We start from the raw sequence: 20,199 nt of genomic DNA, 5'->3' as shown, positions 1-20,199 counted from the left end.
TTCTACACACCCAGCAGCAGACGCACCACCAGCAGGAGCGCCCCGAGGCTCGCCAGGAGCAGGCCGGCCAGCCTCAGGCGCTCGGCGTCCAGCCACCGGTTGAGACGTCGGGACAGCAGGAACCCGGCCGCCACCACGGGGATGAGCCAGGCGAAGACCTGCACGGAGTGCCACGTGACGGCACCGACGAGGACCAGCAGCACCACGGAGACGATGGAGCCGACGAGGAAGAACGCGCTCATGGTCCCCCGCAACCGCGCCGGTTCCTGGCCCTGCCAGACAATGGCCATGGGTGCCCCGCCGATCGAGGTCGAGGTGCCCATGATCCCGGACAGCGCCCCGGCGGTGACGAGGGCCGTGCGCGTGGGCGCCGGCCGCCAGCCCAGGAACGCCGACCCGACCCCGGCGACCACGGAGACGGCCACCACCCAGGACAGCGCCGCCACGGGCAGGGCCACGACCATGAGGGCGCCGATCGCGCTGCCCGGGAGCCGTCCCGCGAGCGCCCACCCCGCCCCGCCGAGGTCCAGGTTCGCCCGCTCGCGGAGAGTGACCATGAGGGCCAGCAGGCACGCGAACATCACCACGATCGACGGCAGCAGCCCCGGCTCCACGAGGGCGATCACCGGGGCGGCCACCATGCCCGCGCCGAAGCCGATCGAGCCCTGGAGTGCCGAACCGATGAAGACGACCGCTGCGATGAGTCCGAAGGCGCCTGGGTCCACCTAGCCCACCGTAGCGGCGGGCGTCCCGGCTCCGCCCTCCCGCACCGGTTCCACCATCGGGAAGTGGCATTCAGCCTGGTGGGCGACGTCCTGCATCCCCTCCGGTGCGGTGCGGCGGACCCCGGGCGTTGGCAGGGCCGTCGTCGTGCGTCCGGCCTCCGCGCCGGTCCGAGCGGCGGGACGTTCTGCGGCGCAGATGTCCTGGGCCTTCCAGCAACGGGTGCGGAACCGGCAGCCCGAGGGCGGGTCCAGCGGGGACGGCAGCTCGCCGCGCAGGACGATCCGCTCCTCGGGCCGGGCCGCCGGGTCCAGCTTGGGCGAGGCGGACATCAGCGCTGCCGTGTAGGGATGCAGCGGGCGGTCGAAGACGTCCTCGGTGGTGCCGGTCTCGATGATGCGGCCCAGGTACATCACGGCCACGCGGTCGGTGACGTGCCGGACCACGGAGAGGTCGTGCGAGATGAACAGGTAGCTGACACCGAGCTTCTGCTGCAGTTCGTTGAGCAGGTTCAGCACCTGGGCCTGGACGGAGAGGTCCAGGGCCGAGACCGGCTCATCGAGGATGATGAGGTCCGGGTTCAGCGCCAGCGCCCGGGCGATGCCGATGCGCTGGCGCTGGCCGCCGGAGAACTCCTGGGGTGACTTCTTCATGTCGGAGGGACGCAACCCCACCAGCTGCAGCAGCTCCCGCAGCCGGGCATCCCGCTCCCGGGAGGTCCTGTACAGGCCACGGTGGGTGGCCCAGGGCTCGGAGATGATCTCCCCGGCCGTCATCCGCGCGTTCAGGGAGGCGAAGGGATCCTGGAACACCATCTGCACGCGGCGGCGCCAGGACATCAGGTCCTTGCCGCGCAGCGAGAACGGGTCCCGTCCCTCGAAGGTGACGGACCCGGAGTCCGGGATCTCCAGCAGCATCAGCGTCCGGGCCAGGGTGGACTTGCCGCACCCGGACTCCCCCACCAGCCCCAGCGTCTCCCCGCGGCCGATCGTGAGGCTGACACCGTCCAGGGCCGTGAGGCGGTCGTTGCCGGAGGCACTGCGCTGGACCTGGAAGGTCTTGGTGAGGTTCTGGACCTCGAGTGCGGCACCGCCGGCGGGGGCCGGGGCATCGTGGGTCAGGGTCGCGGTCATGATCGGGCCTCCGTGGCGGTGGTGTCCGTGGGGGTGACGGCAGGGGCGTGCGCCGCGAGGAGTTCCTCGGAGAAGTGGCACGCGGCGAACTGGCCGGGCGTGGTCTCGCGCAGGTCCGGGCGCTGGGCCCGGCACAGTGCGCGGGCCAACGGGCACCGGTCCTGGTAGACGCATCCGGGCGGGATGTCCTTGAGCTCGGGCGGGCTGCCCGGGATCGAGTTCAGGTCCCCGCCCCGTTCCGAACCGGTCGGCACGGAGTCCAGCAGGCCCTTGGTGTACGGGTGGGTGGGGGTCGCGAAGACCCGGTCCACCGGCCCCTGTTCCACCACGGTCCCGGCGTACATGACGCACACCGTGTCCGCCTCCTCGGCCACCACGGCGAGGTCGTGGGTGATGAGGACGACGGCCATGTTCTCCTCGGCCCGCAGCCGGCGCAACAGCTCCATGATCTGTGCCTGCACGGTGACGTCGAGGGCGGTGGTGGGCTCATCGGCGATCAGCAGGCTCGGTCCCAGCGCCACGGCCATGGCGATGAGGATGCGCTGGCGCATGCCGCCCGAGAACTGGTGCGGGTAGGCGTCCACGCGGGACTCCGGTTCCGGGATCCCCACGCGGCGCATCAGCTCGATGGCCTCCACGCGGGCCGCCCGGGCGCTCAGGCCCCGATGGATGCGGAAGGCCTCGCCGAGCTGGGTGCCGACGGTGTAGACGGGGTTCAGCGCGGTCAGGGCGTCCTGGAAGACGATGCCCAGGTCCACGCCGGAGATGGCCCGGCGTCTCCTGGCGCTGATCCTCGTGAGGTCCTCGCCGTTGAGCATCACGGCCCCGCCCTCCACGTGGGCGACAGCGTCCAGCTGGCCGGCCACGGCCTTGGCGGTCATCGACTTGCCGCAGCCGGACTCGCCCAGCAGGGCGAGGGTCTGTCCGGCCGAGGCGGTGAAACCGACCTCGCTGACGGCGCGGACGGTGCCGGCAGGGGTCCGGATGTCCACGTTCAGGCCGGAGACCTCGAGGACCGTGGTGCCCGGGTCGACCCGGGTCGTGGTGGGTGCGGAGGTCATGGTGCTCACTGCTTCTCCTGGAGGGGCGTCGGCTCGGTGTCTGCCCGAGTGGTCCGGGCGGAGGAGGCGTCGGTGGCGGCGGCCGCGGCGGCCATCTTCCGGACGGGCAGGCGGTGGATGAACCTCTTCCGGCCCGGCAGGGTCAGGCGCCAGCGCTGGGCCGGATCGGTGGCGATTCGCAGCCAGGCCGCCAGCATGTTGGCGGCGATGGCCGTGATGACGATGGCCAGGCCCGGCAGGATGGACAGCCACCAGGCCGTCTGCAGGTACTGACGGCCCTGGGCGACCATGAGGCCCCAGGACACGTCCGGCGGCTGGATGCCGATGCCCAGGAAGCTCAGGGAGGACTCGGCCAGCATCACGTAGCAGAACTCGAGGGTGGCCAGCGTGAGGATCGTCGGCGCGATGATCGGGGCCACGTGCCGGCGGATGATCGCGTTCGGCCGGGAGCCGAAGGTCCGGGCGGCGTCCACGAAGGTCCGGCTCTGCAGCTCGGCCGACTCGGCGCGGGCGGTACGCAGGTAGATCGGGATCCGGGTGATCGCCAGGATCAGCACGATGTTGGCGATCGAGGGGTTGAAGACGTACAGCACGACCACGGCCAGCAGCAGGGACGGGAAGGACATGATGACGTCCGCGATGCGCATGGACACGTTCTCGCGGGCACCGCGGTGGTACCCCGCCCAGACGCCCCACAGGGAACCGATGACCATGGCGACCAGCACGGCGGGCAGGGCCACGAGGAGCGTGGTGCGGGTGGCGACCACGAGGCGGGCCAGCATGGACCGGCCCAGCGAGTCGGATCCGAGGATGTACTCCCAGCCGTTGGCCGGGTTGAAGGGGGCCTCGTTGGCGAACATCAGGTCCTGCTTCGTGGCGAGGTCGCCGACGAGCAGGGGCCCGAAGACCGCCGTCGCGCCGACGAGGAGCAGGATGACGGCGCCCGCCGTGGCGAAGGGGTCCCTCAGGAGCATGCGGAACATGCTCGGCTTGCCGTGTCGTGACGATTCCGCTTCCGGCGCCGGGGCGGGTGAGGACCCGGTGTGCCGGGGGGTCTCAGCTGTGGTGCTCATGGGGTCCTCCTAGGCCCGTGTGGCGGGCTGGGGTGCGGACGGGGTGGTGGGTGGGGCCGCCTGCTCGGCCTCGCGGGAGACGACGGCGGCCGGGGTGCCGGCGAGCGCCGGCGTCGGGTCCTGGTCGGTGCCGGTGGCCCGGCCGCCGGTCCCGGAACCTCCGCCGGCCGTCTTCGGACGGCCGGAGGCGCCGGCCGGGCGGACCCGGGGGTCGAGCAGGGCGTAGGCCAGGTCGATGAGGATGTTGAGGATGAAGATCGCGATGGCGGTCAGCAGCACGCAGGCCTGCAGCACGGCGAAGTCGCGCTGCAGGATCGAGTCGATCATGAGCTTGCCGATGCCGGGCCAGCCGAAGATCGTCTCCACCACGACCGCGCCGTTGACCAGGCCGACGGCCAGGTCACCGGCGACGGTCAGGGCCGGGGCCGCCGCGTTGCGCAGGGCGTGCCGGGTCACCACCCGGGTCTGGGAGGCGCCCTTGGACCGGGCCAGCTTGATGTACGGCTCCGACAGGGCCGAGACCATGGCCCCGCGGATCACCTGGACCAGGGCGCCGAAGGGGCGCAGGGCCAGCGTGGCGATCGGCAGCACCCAGGCCTCGGCGCCGACGACGCCCGAGGTGGGCAGCCAGCCGAGGGTGATCGCGAAGATCCAGATCCCGACGATCGCCAGCCAGAAGTCGGGGATGGATGCGGCGGCCATGGAGATGAAGCTCGCGATGCGGTCCACCACCCCGTTGGGCCTCAGGGCCGCCCAGCTGCCGACGATGACGGCGAGTGCGATCGCGATGACCATGGTGGTCGCCGCGAGCTGGAGGGTGGCCGGGAAGGCCCGCAGCGCCATCTCGGCGGCGGACTCCCCCGTCCTCAGCGAGGTCCCGAAGTCCAGGCGGAGGACGCCGCCGAAGTACTCCCCCATCTGGACCCAGAGCGGCTGGTCCAGTCCGTTGCGGGTGACGAAGTCCTCCCGCATCTGCTCGGTGGCGTTCAGGGGCAGGTAGAGCGCTGCCGGGTTGCCCGTCATCCGGGCCAGGGCGAAGACGCCCACCACGACCACGACGAGGGGCAGCGCACTGGAGATGATGCGCTTGCGCAGGTACGTCAGCATGGGTCCTCCCAAGGATCCCGAGGAAAAGGTTGGTCCGTCTGGGGTGTGCCGCCGGGGCCGGTGATGCGGCCGGCCCCGGCGGCGGGTGGTCGGGGTGGTGCCTGTGGTCAGCCGGCCGGCGTGACCTCGGCCAGGCGGAGCTCGTCCCCCGAGGAGGAGTTGGGCTCGTAGCCCACCGTGTCCGCGATGCCGAGCATCCCGGTCTGGTGGGTGAGGTGCGCGAACTGGACGACCTGCTCGTTCTGGTACTCGAAGACGTCCGCATAGGCCTGGGCGCGGGCCTCGCCGCTCTGCTGGCCGGCCTCGGTGATCATCTGGTCGAACTCCTCCGTGCCGAAGGCGCTCTGTGCACCGTCGGAGAGCATGTACTGCTCGACGGTGAAGGCCGCGTCACCGGCCTGGTTGCCGTGCTGCGTCATGTGCAGGATGGCCCCCTCGTCCTCGACGAACGGCCGCACCTGGTAGGTGAGGTGCTGGCTGGTCTCCATCATCTTGAGCTTGACGTTCAGTCCGGCCTGGGTGAGCTGCTCCTGCAGGACCTGGCCCAGCTCCTCGATCTTCGGGAACTGGGCGGACCGGACGATCAGGCTGATCGGGGCGGAGGTGTCCACCCCGTCGGCCTTGGCCTCCTCGACCAGCTGCTTGGCCTTCTCCGGGTCGTAGGGCCAGCCCTCGAGCTGCTCGTTGTGGCCCACCACGCCCTCGGGCACGAGCTGCGCCGCGACCTGGTCCCGTCCCCCGTAGAGGCTGGCGACGATGCCCTCCTTGTCGATCGCGTAGTTGACGGCCTGGCGGACACGGATGTCGTCGAACGGCGCCGACTCCGCGTGCATGCGCAGGGCCACCGTCTCGTTGTTCGGGTAGGCGACGCCCAGCTCGCCGATGCTGTCCTCGGGGCTCAGGCCGGTGGCGATCTCCGCCTCGCCCGAGGTGATCATGGCGGCGCGGACGGAGGACTCCTCGCGCCACTGGTACTGCGCCTTCGGGAAGGCCGGGGCCTCTCCCCAGTACCCGTCATAGGCCGAGACGTCGATGCTCTGCCCCGCGTTCCAGGCGTCGAGCCGGTAGGGACCGGTGCCGATCGGCTCGCGGACCTTCTCGGTGTCCGAGGTCTCGGACGGGACGATCTCGAGGAAGGACAGGCGCAGCGGCAGGATCGGGTCTGCCTGCGCGGCGGTGACCGTCAGGGTGGTGTCGTCCACGACCTCGACCGTGAGGTCCTCATCACCGAAGACGTAACCCTCGACGTTGCAGCCGAGGTCCGAGTTCACGGCACGTTCGATGGTGTGGGCGGCGTCCTCGGCGGTGAAGTCCGAACCGTCGTGGAAGGTGACGCCGTCGCGGAGGGTGAAGGTCCAGGTGGTGTCGTCTTCGGAGGACCACTCGGTGGCCAGCTTGGGCTCGAGCTCGCCCGTGGTGGGATTGCGCTCCACGAGGGGTTCGGTGATCGTGGAGCGGTCCACGACACCGGTGCTGGTCAGGTTCGCCTCGCACGGCTCCAGCGTCGGCGGCTCCTGCTGGAGCACGACGCGCAGGGTCTCCGGGGTGCTGCCCGCCTCGGCCCCGCCGGCAGCGTTCTCCGAGTTGGCCACACCGCAGCCGGTGAGGACGAGTCCGGTGCCCATGGCGACGGCCAGGGCGGCCAGCGGCAGCCGGCGGCCGGCGCGGGGTGTCACAGTCTGGTGATCACGCATGTCGATCTTCCTTTGAAACGGTGGTCGGAATGGGTGCGAGCTGCCGGCCTGCGGGACGCTGTCCCGGCGGTCGTGTCCCTGTCTACGGATGTAGACGGCTCAATCGCGATAGGGACAAGACTGTGATGGTCGTCACGGCGAGTCAAGGATCTGCATCACCCGATCTTCGGCCCCAGACCGTTCGGACTGCACGGCATTCCCGCGTCAGCGCCCGAGCGCGGTCGTTCCGCCGCGGAATTCTGCGGATTCCACGACGTCAATGCCTTCGAGGTATTGATCCATGCGTTCTACGTGTTGGACGCGGACGAGGCGTCATTCCTAGGGTCATCGCATGACCACTGACACCTCCCCCGCCCCCGCCACCGGGGCGCCCTCCGGAACGGCCCAGCACGTCCTGCGCGTCGGGCCCGTGAACCCCACCGTGGCCGCGGCCCTCGACGCGGAGTTCGGCGCCCTGGTCCTTCCCGAAGACCCGGGTGAGCGGGAGACCTTCCTGGAGGACCACGGTGAGGAGATCCGGGTCGCGGTGTGTTCCGGACGCATCGGCGTGGACACGGAACTGATGCGCCGCCTCCCCGCGCTGGAGGGCATCGTCAGCTTCGGCGTGGGCTACGACTCCACCGACGTCGGCCAGGCCGCGGAACGGGGCATTCCGGTCAGCAACACACCGGAGGTGTTGAACGACTGCGTGGCGGACACCGCCGTGGCCCTGTACCTGGACACCCTGCGGAGGGTCTCGGCCTCGGACCGCTTCGTGCGCTCCGGTCGCTGGGCGGCCGGCGAGGGCTTCCCGCTGACCACCCGGGCCACCGGCCGCACCGTGGGCATCCTCGGCCTGGGCCGCATCGGTGCCGCGATCGCCCATCGGCTGGAGGCCTTCGGCTGTGCCATCCACTACCACAACCGGCGCGAGCGTCCAGGGTCGGGATACACCTACCAGCCCTCCGTCCGTGAACTCGCCGAGGCGGTGGACGTGCTGATCGTGGCGGCGTCCGGCGGGCCGGAGAGCGCGGGTCTGGTGGGTGCGGCCGAGCTCAGGGCCCTCGGCCCCCAGGGTCACCTGGTCAACATCGCCCGAGGGACCGTCGTGGACGAGTCCGCCCTGGTGGCCGCCCTGGCGGACGGCACCATCGCCGGCGCCGGGCTGGACGTCTACGCGGACGAGCCCCACGTGCCGGAGGCGTTGCTGGAGATGGACCAGGTGGTGGTCCTCCCCCACGTCGGCAGCGGCACGCACGAGACCCGGGCGGACATGGCGCGGCTGGCCCTGGCCAACCTGCGCCAGTTCCTCACGGACGGCACGCTCGTCACCCCGATCTCCTGATCACCCCGATGTCCTGATAACCCCGATGTCCTGATAACCCCCGGGAGGGAACCGTGAACATCATCGTCGCCATGACCGCCACCCCAGAGGCCGAGGCCGCCGCACGCACGGCGATCGACGAAGCGGCGCTGCGGGGAGCCGACGTCGTCCTGCTGCCGGAGGATCCCGCGGACGGCGTGGCACCGCCCGCCGGCCTCGCGGCCCACGCCGAGGCCCGTGGCGTCGGCCTGACGACGGCGTCCGTGCCCGAGGGCGCGGACTTCGGCGACACCCTGATCGACAGCTCCTATGCCACGGACACGGCAATGGTGGTGATCGGCCTGCGCCGCCGGTCCCCCGTCGGCAAGCTGTTCCTGGGCTCGGCCTCCCAGCGCATCCTGCTGGAGGCCGGCTGCCCCGTCCACGCCGTCAAGGTCCGCGTCGGTCCGCGCCGCTGATCCGCGAGGCGCCCCCTAGGATGGGCGCACGGGCGGAAGGACGACGATGGACGGCACTCATCAGCTACCCGCGGTCAACGGGGTCCGCGAGGTCAAGTCGGCCGCCAGGACCATCGAGATCCTCGAGCTCCTGGCGGAGCGCGGCAACGCCCCGGTCACCCTCCGCGACCTCTGCGAGCGCATGGGAGCTCCCCGCAGCAGCGTCTACGCCCTGCTGCGCACCCTCGTGGAGGCCGGCTGGGTGCGGACCGATCCGCTGAACGCCGAGTACAGCATCGGCATCCGCGCGCTGCTGGCGGGCACCACCTACCTGGACACCGACCCGATGCTCCAGAGGGTCCGCCCCGTGCTGGCCGACGTGGGCCGGCAGCTCGGCGCCACCGTGAACTTCGGACGGCTGGACGGCCAGGACGTCGTCTACCTGGCCACGTGGGAGGCCCCCGGACGGGAACGGAGCACCCCGCGGGTCGGCCGCCGGCTGCCGGCCCATGCCACGGCCATCGGCCAGGCCGTCCTGAGCACCCTCGAGGATCCCGCCTCGCGGTGGCGGCCGCCGCTGGCGCGGTTGACCGAGGCCACCGTGACCGATCCGTCGCACCTGCTGCGGCTCCTGCACGTCACGCGGGAACGCGGCTATGCCCGCGAGGACGGGCAGAACACGCCGGGCGTCGCGTGCGTGGCCGTGCCGCTGGCCCCGCCGGCCGAGGGCGGAGCATCCCTGGACGGGCTCTCCGCGTCCTTCCGGAGCGCCGCCCTCACGGCCTCCCTGGAACGCGAGGCGGCCGTGGTGCTGCGGGAGGCAGCGGCGAGGTTCACCGCCGCCTCCCGCTGAGACGGGACTGGGACGGGGACTACCGCGACCGGTAGTTCGGGGCCTCCACGGTCATCATGATGTCGTGCGGGTGGGACTCCTTCAGTCCGGCCGGGGTGATCCGGACGAAGCGGCCGTTCCGCTTGAGCTCACCGATGGACCGGGCGCCGGTGTAGAACATGGTCTGGCGCAGGCCGCCGACGAGCTGGTGCACCACGGCGGACAGCGGGCCGCGGTAGGGCACCTGGCCCTCGATGCCCTCCGGGATCAGCTTGTCCTCATCCGGCACGTCCGCCTGGAAATAGCGGTCCTTCGAGTAGGAGCGCTTGCCCGACCGGGTCTGCATGGCCCCCAGGGAGCCCATGCCGCGGTAGGCCTTGAACTGCTTGCCGTTGTAGAACACCAGGTCTCCCGGCGACTCGGCGGTGCCGGCCAGCAGGGAGCCGAGCATCACGGAGTCGGCGCCGGCGACCAGCGCCTTGCCGATGTCACCGGAGTGCTGCAGGCCGCCGTCGGCGATCAGCGGGACCCCGGCCGGGATGGTGGCCTTGGCCGCCTCGTAGATGGCCGTGATCTGCGGGACCCCGACGCCGGCCACCACGCGGGTGGTGCAGATCGAACCCGGGCCCACGCCCACCTTCACGGCGTCCGCGCCGGCGTCCACGATCGCCTTGGCACCGGCGTAGGTGGCGGCCTGGCCGCCGATGATGTCCACGTGCTGCGAGGCCGGGTCCTTCTTGAGGCGGGCGATCATGTCCAGCACGCCCTGGGTGTGGCCGTTGGCGGTGTCCACCACGAGCACGTCCGCACCGGCCTCGACCAGCGCCATGGAACGCTCGTAGCCGTCGCCGAAGAAGCCCACGGCGCCGCCCACGCGCAGCCGGCCCTCCTCGTCCTTGGCCGCGTCCGGGTACTGCTCGGCCTTGTCGAAGTCCTTGACGGTGATCAGGCCCTTGAGCCTGTTGTGGTCGTCCACCAGCGGCAGCTTCTCGATCCGGTGCTCGGAGAGCAGCCGGACGGTCTCCTCACGGGAGATGCCGACCTTCGCGGTGATCAGCGGCATCCGGGTCATCGCCGACTCCACCGTGCGGTGCTCGAACTCGGCACGCGGGATGAAGCGGGTGTCCCGGTTCGTGATGATGCCCAGCAGGGTGTCCGAGGCGTCCACTACCGGCAGGCCGGAGACCCGGTACTGGGCGCACAGATCGTCCCAGTCGGCGAGGGTGGCGTCGGGGCCCACGGTCACCGGGTCGGTGATCATGCCGGACTCCGAGCGCTTGACCCGGTCCACGTGGGCGGCCTGGTCCTCGACCGACAGGTTGCGGTGGATGATGCCCAGTCCGCCCTGGCGCGCCAGGGAGATGGCCAGCGGCGCCTCGGTGACGGTGTCCATGGCCGCCGAGACCACCGGGATGTTCAGGGTGATGCGCTTGGTCAGCCGGGTGGAGGTGTCCGCGTCGGCGGGGATCACGTCGGTGGCGTTCGGGAGCAGGAGGACGTCGTCATACGTCAGTCCGACGAAGCCGAAGGGATCGGCGGCGGTGGCCACCGGGTCGTCGGAGGGGCCGGAAATCTGTGCACTCACGGGCGGGGGGCCTTTCGGTCAGCGGGTTGCCCCCTAGTCTAGGCCCGCGGCAATGGTTGACGCCTTGAGTTCGCTCACACGCGGAATGGCCACCCCCCCTGCGACGCCCGTCACGCAGTCGTCACACGGCGCAACAGCATTATCCGCCCGTGGTATGGCGGTCCTACCCTTTTCCGGTGACGACTTCCACCAGCACCGCACCCACTCCCACCTCCCGGCGGCTGCCCGCCTGGACGACCAGCTTCGGCGTCCAGATCCTCGCAGCCCTGGTCCTCGGTCTCGCCCTGGGCCTGCTCGCCCGCTCGATGGGCCACACCGAGGAGACGCCCACCGGCCTCGGCGCCACCCTGCAGGTGATCGGCTCCAGCTACGTCTCCCTGCTGAAGACCACCGTCATCCCGCTGGTGTTCTTCGCCGTCGTCGCCTCGATCGCCAACCTCGCCAAGGTGACCAACGCCGCCCGGCTCGCCGCCAAGACGCTGCTGTGGTTCGCCATCACCTCGCTCATCGCCGTGGTCGTGGGCCTCGTCATCGGCGCCGTGCTGCAGCCCGGGGTCGGCACCGGCCAGCAGGCCCCCGAGGGTTACGAGGGCAAGACCGGCAGCTGGTGGGCCTTCCTGCAGGGCCTGGTCCCCTCGAACTTCCTCGGGCTCTCCGCCACCACCACGGCCGCCGAGGACGGCACCCTGTCCACCTCCGTCAGCTTCAACGTGCTGCAGGTGCTGGTCATCTCCATCGCCGTGGGCATCGCCGCGCTGAAGCTCGGCGCCAAGGCCCAGCCCTTCCTGGACTTCTCCGCCTCCATGCTCGAGGTCATCCAGAAGGTGCTGTGGTGGATCATCCGCATCGCCCCGATCGGCACCGTCGGCCTCATCGGCAACGCCGTGGCCAGCTACGGCTGGGACACCATGGGCACCCTGGCCAAGTTCGTGGTGGCCATCTACATCGGACTGGCCCTGGTGCTGCTCGTGGTCTACCCGATCCTGGCCAAGGCCCACGGGCTGTCCGTCCGGCAGTACTTCACCGGGATGTGGCCGGCCTTCCAGATGGGCTTCGTCTCCCGGTCCTCGATCGGGACCCTGCCCGTGACCCAGCGCGTGGCCGAGCGCAACTTCGGCGTCCCGCGCGGCTACGCCTCGTTCGCCGTGCCCCTGGGCGCCACCACCAAGATGGACGGCTGCGCCGCCATCTACCCGGCCATCGCCGCCCTGTTCGTGGCCCAGTTCTTCGGCCTCGAGCTGGGCTGGACGGACTACCTGCTGATCATCCTGGTCTCCGTGCTGGGCTCCGCCGCCACCGCCGGCACCACCGGTGGCGTGGTCATGCTGACGCTGACCCTGTCCACGCTGGGCCTGCCGCTGGCCGGCGTGGGGCTGCTGCTCGCCGTCGACCCGATCGTGGACATGGGGCGAACCGGCGTGAACGTGGTGGGCCAGGCCCTCGTGCCCGCGCTGGTCTCCAAGCAGGAGGGCGTCCTGGACGAGGAGCGCTACAACGCCTCCCGGTCCGGTGCCAACCTGCTCGCCGATGACGAGGACGCCCTGGAGGCGGCGGATGCTCCGGCGTCCGGGACCTCCGGGACCGGTGGGCCGGCCGACGATTCCGCGCTCGAGCCCACGCGCACCCGCTGAATCGGGTTCGGCGGGGCCGGGGCCGCTGGGCCCCGGCCCCGCACCACCGGACCCCCTGAGCCGGGGGCCACTGCGCCGGCACCCCTCACCGGACCCCGCTGAGCCCGTGGCCACTTCGCCGGCGCCGGCGCCGGCGAGCAGCACATCATCTCAGAATGGACATGTCCCCCGTGGATCCACGGGGGACATGTCCATTCCGTCATGGTTTCGGGGCTCTCCGGGCCGACCGCAGGGGGACACACACCCTTAAACACGACGTGGCATCCCCCGCATCTGCGGGGAATGCCACGTCGTCGGTGTCAACGCCCGAGGGCGTCAGCGGCTGCGGTGGACCGAGCCGCCGCCGAGGTCAGGAGATCAGTCCTCGTCCTCGTCCTTCTTGTCCGCCACCAGGGTCTCGGTGGTCAGCACCAGCGCCGCGATGGAGGCGGCGTTGGCCAGGGCGGAGCGGGTGACCTTGACCGGGTCGATCACGCCGGCGGCCAGCAGGTCGCCGTACTCGCCGGTCTTGGCGTTGAAGCCGTGGTTCGGCTCCAGCTCGGCCACCTTGGCGGTGACGACGTAGCCGTCCTCGCCGGCGTTCTGGGCGATCCAGCGCAGCGGCTGCACCAGGGCCTTGCGGACGATGTTCACGCCCGCGGCGGCGTCACCGGACAGGGCGGTGACGGACTCGTCCTGGTCCAGCACGGACAGCGCGTTGATCAGCGCGGTACCGCCGCCGGCCACGATGCCCTCCTCGAGGGCGGCACGGGTGGAGGCCACGGCGTCCTCGATGCGCTGCTTGGCCTCCTTGAGCTCCACCTCGGTGGCGGCGCCGACCTGGATGACGCCCACGCCGCCGGCCAGCTTGGCCAGGCGCTCCTGCAGCTTCTCACGGTCCCAGTCGGAGTCCGTGGCCTCGGCCTCGGCCTTGATCTGGGCCACGCGGGCGTTCACGTCGTCGGCCGAGCCGGCGCCGTCCACGATCGTGGTGTTGTCCTTGGTGACGGTCACGCGGCGGGCGGTGCCGAGCACCTCGAGGCCGACCTGGTCCAGCTTCATGCCGAGGTCCGGGGAGACCACCTGGGCGCCGGTGAGGGTGGCGATGTCCTGCATCATGGCCTTGCGGCGGTCGCCGAAGCCCGGGGCCTTGACGGCCACGACGTTCAGGGTGCCGCGGATCTTGTTGACCACGAGGGTGGACAGGGCCTCGCCCTCGACGTCCTCGGCGATGATGAACAGCGGCTTGGAGGCCTGCAGGACCTTCTCCAGCAGCGGCAGGAACTCCTGCACGGAGGAGATCTTGCCGGAGTTCAGCAGGATGTAGGGGTTCTCCAGGACGGCTTCCTGGCGCTCGGCGTCGGTCACCATGTACGGGGACAGGTAGCCCTTGTCGAACTGCATGCCCTCGGTGACCACCAGTTCGGTGGAGGTCGTGGAGGACTCCTCGATGGTGATGACGCCGTCGGTGCCGACGGTGTCGAACGCGCGGGCCAGCAGCTCGCCGACGGTGTCGTCCTGGGCGGAGATGGCGGCCACGTTGGCGACGTGGTTGCCGGAGACCTCCACGGCGTTCTCGGACAGGCGCTGGTCGATGGCGGCCACGGCCACCTCGATGCCCCGCTTGACCTCGTTCGGGGCGGCACCGGCGGCCACCTGGCGCATGCCCTCGTTGACGAGGGCCTGGGCCAGCACGGTGGCGGTGGTGGTGCCGTCGCCGGCGACGTCCTGGGTCTTGGTGGCCACTTCCTTGGCCAGCTGGGCGCCCATGTTCTCGTACGGGTCGTCCAGCTCGATGTCACGGGCGATGGTCACGCCGTCGTTGGTGATGGTGGGTGCGCCCCAGGCCTTGTCGAGGACGACGTTGCGCCCCTTGGGGCCGAGGGTGACCTTGACCGTGTCGGCCAACTTGTCGATGCCGGCCTGCAGTGCGCGGCGGGCCTCATCGTTGAAGGCAAGCTGCTTCGCCATGAACGAAGCTCCTTTCGGGTGTGGACGGCGGCTCCGGGCCCGGCCGGGCATCCGGTCGCCGCGTCGAGGTGAAGGTGGGGGGCCGGCGTCGCGCCCTCCCGCGGCCCTGGGGCCGGAAGGTCACGACGTCGGCGCTGACGCGATCAGGCCCGGCCGGCTGGAGTGCCTGGCCGGGCCTGGTGCGTCAACCGGACGCGGTGCCGTGCGGGGGCACGGACCGGGTCCGGTGGAAGATCACTTGGTGACGATGGCCAGCACGTCGCGGGCGGACAGCACGAGGTAGTCCTCGCCGCCGACCTTGACCTCGGTGCCGCCGTACTTGGAGAAGAGCACGACGTCGCCCTCGGCGACATCGACCGGGATGCGGTTGCCGTTGTCATCGACACGGCCGGCGCCGACGGCCACGACCTGGCCCTCCTGCGGCTTCTCCTTGGCGGTGTCCGGGATCACCAGGCCGGAAGCGGTGGTCTGCTCGGCTTCCAGCGGACGGACAACAATGCGATCCTCAAGGGGCTTGATGGAGACAGACACGTCTGTACTCTCCTTCTCTGTGGTGGGCCAGACCACGGGGGTCCGACCGGCGTCAGTGGATTCTGCTGTGCGCCGTAGGCTGGCCAACCGTCGTCGCGGGTGCCGGATGGCAGGTCCTTCAGGCTTGGCACCCGGTGCCCCGGAGTGCCAGAAATGACTCTAGGACGAGGCTTAGCACTCGGTCAAGGCGAGTGCCAGTCGTGTCCCCGGGAGCCGCGCGGAGCGCCGGTCCGCGACCCGGCACGCGGCCAGGACTCTGGCCGCACCCGGTCACGGGCTGACACAATGGAGGGGACGCGATCGCCCCGGCCTGCCGGGCCCCGGACGGCCGCGGGTTCCGCCGCTCCGCTGATCACGGGAGGACCATCGTGTCCCTGCACGGCCCGCAGGACGGGCCCCTCGCCACCACCCCCCGATCCGCACGCCCCCGGCCGAGGCCCCGGGCGCTGCGCCGCGCCTCGCTGATGCTCGCCGCCTCGACCGCGGTCCTGGTCCTCGTGACCGCCTGCACCGGCGGGCCCGCCGAGCCGCCCACCTCCGGCTCGCCATCCGGCACGGCTCCCGGTACCACCACGCCCTCCCCCACCGGCTCCGGCGCGGAGACCGTCACCGTGGAGCACGCCCAGGGCACCACCGAGGTCCCGGCCGATCCCGGGAAGGTCTTCGTCTTCGACCTCGGGGTCCTGGATTCCCTGAACGCACTGGGCATCCAGCCCGACGGCGTGCCGGATGCGCCCTACCCCGAGGAGCTGCAGTCCGTGGCGGACGGCGCGGAGGTGCGAGTCGGCTCCCTCACGGAGCCTGACCTGGACGTCATCGCCGAGGAGGAGCCGGACCTGATCATCATCTCCGCGGCGACCGCGGACGCGTACCCCGAACTGTCCGGGATCGCCCCGACCATCGACCTGTCCGTGGACCCCGCGGAACCGATGGAGTCCTTCACCCAGAACGCCACCGCCCTGGGCGAGGTCTTCGGCCGGGAGATGCAGGTGCAGGCCGCGCTCCGCGAGATCGAGACGAAGATCGAGGATGCCCGGGTGACGCTGAAGGACGCCGGGAACACCAACGGCCTGGTGGTGATGACGGGATCCGGCGAGATCACGGCCTTCGGCCCGGAGTCCCGCTTCGGCCTGATCCACGACGTGCTCGGCGTGCCCAGCGCCACCCCGGTGATGGGCGAGGGCCCGGACGGCGCTCCGGCCTCCCCCGAGTTCATCGCCGACGCCGACCCGGACAACCTGTTCGTCATCGACGAGGACGCCGCCCTCGGCCGGCAGGGAGCCACCGCCGAGGACGTGCTGGACGACGACCTGGTCAGCGGCACGAAGGCGGCCCGGAACGGCAAGGTCATCTACCTCGATCCCGCGGACTGGTACCTCGTCGGCTACGGCCTGGACAACCTGCACCGCATGGTCAACGAAGTCGTCAACCACGTGGCCACGGCGTCCCCCACCGGCCTCGGACGGGACGCCTCCGGCACCTGAGCCGGCGTGCCGGTCGCGCCGGACCGTCAGGCCGTCAGGCCGGGGTGACCTCCACGGCGACCCGTTCCTCACCGATCCGCGTCAGCACGAGCGTGGCGTGCCGGCCGGGTGACTTCGAGCCCCGTGACGACGTCGAACCCTTCGCCCCCTTCGAGCCCTTGCCGGACATGAGCTGGCGTCGCAACTCCTCCGGGGTGACGGCCATCCCGCGCTTCTTGATGTCCAGCCGGCCCACCCCGGTCTCCCGCACCCAGCGCCGCAGTCCCTTGACGTTGAAGGGCATCACCGACTCGATCCGGTAGGCCCGCGCGAACGGCGACGCCACCGGCTCGTCGGCCCGGAAGTAGGCGATGTGCTCATCGAGCAGTGCCCCGCCCTTCGACGCGAAGTCACGGTGGATCAGGTCGGCCACCAGCCCGGCCCGGATCACGGCGCCGTCCGGTTCGTAGAGGTATCCGGTCAGGGCCTCCACGCCGCCGACCGGCACCTCGGGAGAGCCGCCGAAACGGGTCCCCGCGGTGAGCTCATGATGGCCGCCCCGGCCTCCCGCCGCCGTCGTGCCCGCCCCGGGACCGGACATGACCAGGGCGCTGCGGCGCACGCCGTCCCGGGCGAGGGCGTTGAACCACAGCACGGCCTCGGTGACGTCCCCGTCCACGGAGACCCACTGCGCCTCGCAGCCGGCGGGCACGGACTCGTGCGGCAGGCCGGGGCCGAGCTTCACGCCGACGGCAGTGCCGCGCGCGGCGAGGGACTCGACGAAGGACAGCGGCGGGGAGAACGCCTCCGGGTCGAACACCCGGCTGGACCCGGAGGTGGAGAGCACCCGGCGGGCAGGGTCTAGCCAGTAGCCCCCGGGCTCGGTGCCGTTCGCCTGCGCCGCGGCCACCCAGTCCTGCGCGTCCGCGCTGACCACGGTGGCGTGGGGGAAGGGCATGAGGTTGATCGTCGCCGCCGCGGCCACCGTCTCGTCCCGCTCCACGGCGGTCACCTCGAGGTCCAGCGCCGCCATGGCCATGGCGTCCGCCCCGAGGCCGCAGCCCAGGTCCGCGACGGACCGGATCCCGGCGCCGGCGAACCGCCCGGCGTGCACGGCGGCCACGTTCATCCGCGTGGCCTGTTCCAGGCCCGCCCGGGTGAAGACCATGTGCGCGGCGAAGGGGCCGAACTTGGCGGCTGCCTGGTCCCGCAGCTTCAGCTGGGTCAGCACGGCCGAGACGAGTTCGGGGGCATGGCCCGCGGCGCGCAACCGGGTGGACATCGCCAGCGCCTCCGACTCCCGGTAGCCCTCGAGGGAGTTCAGCAGCTGCCAGCCCTCCGGGGTCAGGACGGGGGCCAGGACGGTGACGTCCCGGCTGCCGGTGGGCGCCGCTGACGACGACGGCGGGGCACCGCCCGCAGCGGGCTGCGGACCGGACGGTGCGGGCGAGGACGAGGAGGAGGAGGCCACCCGTCCACGGTACCGGCGGTACGCTGGAGACATGTCCCGCCGTCCTGAGTCCCGCCCGCCCGCGCCCGGCTCCGCACGGGGGTTCCGGGAGGGCCTGGACCCGGACCGCGACTGGGACGGCGCCCCCGGATTCGACCTCATCGGCCGTTTCGAGGACGGCCGGGACGGGGACCTGCGCGAGGACGATGACGGGACCGGGGCCGTGGAGCCCGTCGGCGACGACGACGGGACGCGGCCGGCGCCGCTGTGGTGCAAGGTGCTGCTCTACGCCTCGATGGGCGTGGGCGTGGTCGCCGCGCTGCTGCTCATCATCACCGTGGTCGCCCAGGTGTTCGTCGCCGGGACCTTCACGCTCGGGGGCGGGGACATGCTCTCGGACTCGGAGACCGCCCAGGCCGTGCGCCGGGACGTCGTGTGGGTGCCGCTGACCGGCCCGCTGGTGGCCCTGGGGGTGGCCTTCGCAGGGCTGTGCGTGGCGTCCCTCGGCATCTTCCGGGCCCGGCGACGGGACTGAGCCGGTCCTTCTGCGACGTTCCGAGACGCCAAGAGACGCATAAGCGTACAAGCAGCTTGCTTAATTCGGTTAGGCGTGCCTTACTAGGATGCGACCGTCCTGGAAGGATCCCCATGAGTTCGACTCCGCGCACTCCCCCGACGTCCGCCTCGTCCGTCCCCGCCCTGCGTTCCGCCCACGCCCGCTCGCTCACGCGCCGCATGCTCTCCGGCGAGGGTGCCGTCGAGCTCACGGCCTACCGTGCGGGCGAGACGCTCTCCTCCGCGGTGCACGGAGTGTCCCGCACCGGACAGCTGGTGGTGGCGGACATCCCGAACCTCTTCCATTCGCTCGGCGCGTTCCACACCCCCGAGGACATCGAGGTGCGGGTGGACATCGTCAAGGACGCCGCGGACCACGGCCTGAACCTGCGGCTGGCCTCCGTGCACCTGCTCGGCACGCTGCGCTGGTGCCGGGACACGGCACAGGTGGAGGCCCTGGGACTGCAGGGGCGCGTGGCCGACCTGGTCCACGACGTCGGACCCCGCGTGCGCGTGGGCGTGGTCACCACCGAACGGGTCCTGCTGCACGACTGCTCCGGCGTCAACGCCCACGGCGAGGCCGTCCTCGTGGAGGCCTCCGCCGCGCCGTCCCCGGCCGACGCCCTGGCCGATGCCGTCCTGGCCACGGCGCCCCAGCTCCTGGCCAACGTCGCCGACGCCGTCCTGGACGGCGAGATCGCCGGCTGGGCGGAACCCCTGGACGTCCCCGCCACGGAGGACCTCACGGTCGACCCCGTGCACTGCGTGGACGTGGACCACCACTGCGTGTCCCTGGCCCGCTTCGCCGGAGACCAGGGCTGGGTCGTGCAGGTGCCGCTGCCCTCGCCCTCGGAGGCCTCACCCCTGCAGGACAGCTCCCGGGCCTGGCATCACCTGCTCGGCTCCCTGCCCGCGCGGCTCACCGCCGACCTCGCCTCCTGAACCGCCGGGCCCACCACTGTGGCCCCGCACGCCAAGGCCCCGGCCCGTGGAGCATGGACTGCTCCCCGGACCGGGGCCTTGGCACTGCGTCACCGCGGGACGGTGGGCACACGGACTCCCGGGCTGCGCGCGGCAGCTCAGGCGACGGTGTAGGTGGCGCAGGTGGCGGTGTCGGTGACCTCGATGCCCTCAGCGGAGCACATCAGGTCGCTGTTGAACTTGCATTCCAGGCGGTGGCAGGCGCCCACGCTGCTGGCCTCGGAGGTGACGGGACGGCGGGCATCCAGCTGCACGAAGGTCCCGCAGGTGGGCTGGGACTCGGAACCGGCCACGGTGATGGCCAGGGCGTTGCAGTTGTGCTCGGCGTTGAAAGAACAGGCGGTGGTGGCGCAGGAGCGCACGGCGGAGGTCATGGTGCTACATCCTTCGGTCCAAGCTCGGACGCTGGTGCCCGGGCGTTGGATTAAGAATACGCCGACCCTGGAAAGCCGCAAGCAAGGCGAACCTTAAGATATTCTTAAATACGTCAAATCGCCATAGGCAAATTCGGGAAATGGTTCATTCGGACTCGCCAGCCCGGCCGCCGGTGTCGATCAGTAGTAGACCGCCAGGCGGCTCTCCGGACCGTCGATGACCGAGACCGGGGTATTGAACACCCGGGTGAGGACCTCGTTGGTGATGATCTCCGCGGGCGGGCCGAACTCGGTGACCTGGCCGTCGTTGAGCGCC

General features: G+C 71.3%; 18 protein-coding genes and 1 pseudogene. 7 read left to right on the top strand and 12 right to left on the bottom strand.

The window, feature by feature from the left end; translation table 11 throughout:
• Positions 1 to 2 precede the first annotated feature (2 nt).
• The 6 genes from PLJ28_RS09920 to PLJ28_RS09895 all read right to left on the bottom strand — a co-directional run bounded on the left by PLJ28_RS09920 (position 3) and on the right by PLJ28_RS09895 (position 6,791).
• Positions 3 to 725, bottom strand: coding sequence for a sulfite exporter TauE/SafE family protein (locus tag PLJ28_RS09920; protein WP_298043186.1), 723 nt, complete (start codon positions 723 to 725; stop codon positions 3 to 5).
• Positions 726 to 1,856, bottom strand: coding sequence for an ABC transporter ATP-binding protein (locus tag PLJ28_RS09915; protein WP_298043184.1), 1,131 nt, complete (start codon positions 1,854 to 1,856; stop codon positions 726 to 728).
• On the bottom strand, positions 1,853 to 2,917 hold the full coding sequence (locus PLJ28_RS09910; protein ID WP_298043182.1) for an ABC transporter ATP-binding protein: 1,065 nt from the start codon (positions 2,915 to 2,917) through the stop codon (positions 1,853 to 1,855). Before PLJ28_RS09910 ends, PLJ28_RS09915 begins: the two co-directional genes overlap by 4 nt.
• A gap of 5 nt (positions 2,918 to 2,922) precedes the next feature.
• The gene (locus PLJ28_RS09905) at positions 2,923 to 3,990 is read right to left on the bottom strand and encodes an ABC transporter permease (protein WP_324590086.1); all 1,068 of its coding nucleotides are present in this window, start codon (positions 3,988 to 3,990) and stop codon (positions 2,923 to 2,925) included.
• A gap of 9 nt (positions 3,991 to 3,999) precedes the next feature.
• Positions 4,000 to 5,097, bottom strand: a complete 1,098-nt coding sequence (locus tag PLJ28_RS09900) for an ABC transporter permease (RefSeq protein ID WP_324590085.1) — start codon at positions 5,095 to 5,097, stop codon at positions 4,000 to 4,002.
• A 107-nt stretch (positions 5,098 to 5,204) separates the two neighbouring features.
• A complete protein-coding gene (locus PLJ28_RS09895; protein ID WP_298043176.1) occupies positions 5,205 to 6,791 on the bottom strand; it encodes an ABC transporter substrate-binding protein in 1,587 nt (528 codons plus the stop codon).
• Positions 6,792 to 7,122: 331 nt separating this feature from the next.
• Here PLJ28_RS09895 and PLJ28_RS09890 point away from each other — a divergent pair, with 331 nt between their 5' ends.
• The 3 genes from PLJ28_RS09890 to PLJ28_RS09880 are packed head-to-tail and all read left to right on the top strand — an operon-like array spanning position 7,123 to position 9,384.
• Positions 7,123 to 8,115, top strand: a complete 993-nt coding sequence (locus tag PLJ28_RS09890) for a 2-hydroxyacid dehydrogenase (protein ID WP_324590084.1) — start codon at positions 7,123 to 7,125, stop codon at positions 8,113 to 8,115.
• A 53-nt stretch (positions 8,116 to 8,168) separates the two neighbouring features.
• On the top strand, positions 8,169 to 8,552 hold the full coding sequence (locus tag PLJ28_RS09885) for a universal stress protein (protein ID WP_298043172.1): 384 nt from the start codon (positions 8,169 to 8,171) through the stop codon (positions 8,550 to 8,552).
• 46 nt (positions 8,553 to 8,598) lie between these two features.
• Positions 8,599 to 9,384 carry an IclR family transcriptional regulator gene (locus tag PLJ28_RS09880; RefSeq protein WP_298043170.1) on the top strand — a complete coding sequence of 262 codons (786 nt, stop codon included), beginning with the start codon at positions 8,599 to 8,601 and terminating at the stop codon, positions 9,382 to 9,384.
• A gap of 19 nt (positions 9,385 to 9,403) precedes the next feature.
• Here PLJ28_RS09880 and guaB read toward each other — a convergent pair whose 3' ends face one another.
• The gene (gene guaB / locus PLJ28_RS09875) at positions 9,404 to 10,948 is read right to left on the bottom strand and encodes an IMP dehydrogenase (RefSeq protein ID WP_183527346.1); all 1,545 of its coding nucleotides are present in this window, start codon (positions 10,946 to 10,948) and stop codon (positions 9,404 to 9,406) included.
• 176 nt (positions 10,949 to 11,124) lie between these two features.
• Here guaB and PLJ28_RS09870 point away from each other — a divergent pair, with 176 nt between their 5' ends.
• Positions 11,125 to 12,579, top strand: a complete 1,455-nt coding sequence (locus PLJ28_RS09870; RefSeq protein ID WP_183527348.1) for a dicarboxylate/amino acid:cation symporter — start codon at positions 11,125 to 11,127, stop codon at positions 12,577 to 12,579.
• Positions 12,580 to 12,936: 357 nt separating this feature from the next.
• On the opposite strand, the gene groL is transcribed toward PLJ28_RS09870, so the two are convergent.
• Together groL and groES are read right to left on the bottom strand one after the other, a co-directional pair.
• On the bottom strand, positions 12,937 to 14,529 hold the full coding sequence (groL, locus tag PLJ28_RS09865) for a chaperonin GroEL (RefSeq protein ID WP_183527350.1): 1,593 nt from the start codon (positions 14,527 to 14,529) through the stop codon (positions 12,937 to 12,939).
• Between the two features lie 234 nt (positions 14,530 to 14,763).
• Complete coding sequence (groES, locus tag PLJ28_RS09860; protein ID WP_010144201.1) at positions 14,764 to 15,060, bottom strand: co-chaperone GroES; 297 nt, start codon at positions 15,058 to 15,060, stop codon at positions 14,764 to 14,766.
• Between the two features lie 368 nt (positions 15,061 to 15,428).
• Here groES and PLJ28_RS09855 point away from each other — a divergent pair, with 368 nt between their 5' ends.
• Positions 15,429 to 16,544 (top strand): siderophore ABC transporter substrate-binding protein, encoded by a 1,116-nt coding sequence (locus PLJ28_RS09855; RefSeq protein ID WP_183527352.1) that lies wholly within the window; start codon positions 15,429 to 15,431, stop codon positions 16,542 to 16,544.
• A gap of 34 nt (positions 16,545 to 16,578) precedes the next feature.
• Here the strand turns inward: PLJ28_RS09855 and PLJ28_RS09850 are convergent, their stop codons facing one another.
• Positions 16,579 to 18,027 carry a class I SAM-dependent methyltransferase gene (locus tag PLJ28_RS09850; RefSeq protein WP_324590083.1) on the bottom strand — a complete coding sequence of 483 codons (1,449 nt, stop codon included), beginning with the start codon at positions 18,025 to 18,027 and terminating at the stop codon, positions 16,579 to 16,581.
• Here PLJ28_RS09850 and PLJ28_RS09845 point away from each other — a divergent pair.
• Both PLJ28_RS09845 and PLJ28_RS09840 read left to right on the top strand, forming a co-directional pair.
• Positions 18,026 to 18,508 (top strand): hypothetical protein, encoded by a 483-nt coding sequence (locus tag PLJ28_RS09845; RefSeq protein WP_298043162.1) that lies wholly within the window; start codon positions 18,026 to 18,028, stop codon positions 18,506 to 18,508. The two genes, PLJ28_RS09850 and PLJ28_RS09845, sit on opposite strands and share 2 nt — an antisense overlap.
• Before the next feature lie 113 nt (positions 18,509 to 18,621).
• Complete coding sequence (locus tag PLJ28_RS09840; protein ID WP_183527356.1) at positions 18,622 to 19,470, top strand: hypothetical protein; 849 nt, start codon at positions 18,622 to 18,624, stop codon at positions 19,468 to 19,470.
• Positions 19,471 to 19,607: 137 nt separating this feature from the next.
• Here PLJ28_RS09840 and PLJ28_RS09835 read toward each other — a convergent pair whose 3' ends face one another.
• Both PLJ28_RS09835 and PLJ28_RS09830 read right to left on the bottom strand, forming a co-directional pair.
• Positions 19,608 to 19,883, bottom strand: coding sequence for a DUF1540 domain-containing protein (locus PLJ28_RS09835; RefSeq protein WP_010144195.1), 276 nt, complete (start codon positions 19,881 to 19,883; stop codon positions 19,608 to 19,610).
• Positions 19,884 to 20,063: 180 nt separating this feature from the next.
• A pseudogene (locus tag PLJ28_RS09830) lies at positions 20,064 to 20,199 on the bottom strand (iron ABC transporter ATP-binding protein); the annotation flags it as partial.

The sequence above is a fragment of the Citricoccus sp. genome, from assembly GCF_035445025.1.
Taxonomy (GTDB): Bacteria; Actinomycetota; Actinomycetes; order Actinomycetales; family Micrococcaceae; genus Citricoccus.
This window is presented reverse-complemented; position numbering and strand designations above follow the sequence as displayed.

Bases quoted from the DNA above. Each gene is read 5' to 3' on its own strand.
- PLJ28_RS09915 (WP_298043184.1), bottom strand. From the start codon at position 1,856: ATGACCGCGACCCTGACCCACGATGCCCCGGCCCCCGCCGGCGGTGCC.
- PLJ28_RS09910 (WP_298043182.1), bottom strand. From the start codon at position 2,917: ATGACCTCCGCACCCACCACGACCCGGGTCGACCCGGGCACCACGGTC.
- PLJ28_RS09905 (WP_324590086.1), bottom strand. From the start codon at position 3,990: ATGAGCACCACAGCTGAGACCCCCCGGCACACCGGGTCCTCACCCGCC.
- PLJ28_RS09900 (WP_324590085.1), bottom strand. From the start codon at position 5,097: ATGCTGACGTACCTGCGCAAGCGCATCATCTCCAGTGCGCTGCCCCTC.
- PLJ28_RS09895 (WP_298043176.1), bottom strand. From the start codon at position 6,791: ATGCGTGATCACCAGACTGTGACACCCCGCGCCGGCCGCCGGCTGCCG.
- PLJ28_RS09890 (WP_324590084.1), top strand. From the start codon at position 7,123: ATGACCACTGACACCTCCCCCGCCCCCGCCACCGGGGCGCCCTCCGGA.
- PLJ28_RS09880 (WP_298043170.1), top strand. From the start codon at position 8,599: ATGGACGGCACTCATCAGCTACCCGCGGTCAACGGGGTCCGCGAGGTC.
- groL (WP_183527350.1), bottom strand. From the start codon at position 14,529: ATGGCGAAGCAGCTTGCCTTCAACGATGAGGCCCGCCGCGCACTGCAG.
- PLJ28_RS09845 (WP_298043162.1), top strand. From the start codon at position 18,026: ATGTCCCGCCGTCCTGAGTCCCGCCCGCCCGCGCCCGGCTCCGCACGG.
- PLJ28_RS09850 (WP_324590083.1), bottom strand. From the start codon at position 18,027: ATGTCTCCAGCGTACCGCCGGTACCGTGGACGGGTGGCCTCCTCCTCC.
- PLJ28_RS09840 (WP_183527356.1), top strand. From the start codon at position 18,622: ATGAGTTCGACTCCGCGCACTCCCCCGACGTCCGCCTCGTCCGTCCCC.
- PLJ28_RS09835 (WP_010144195.1), bottom strand. From the start codon at position 19,883: ATGACCTCCGCCGTGCGCTCCTGCGCCACCACCGCCTGTTCTTTCAAC.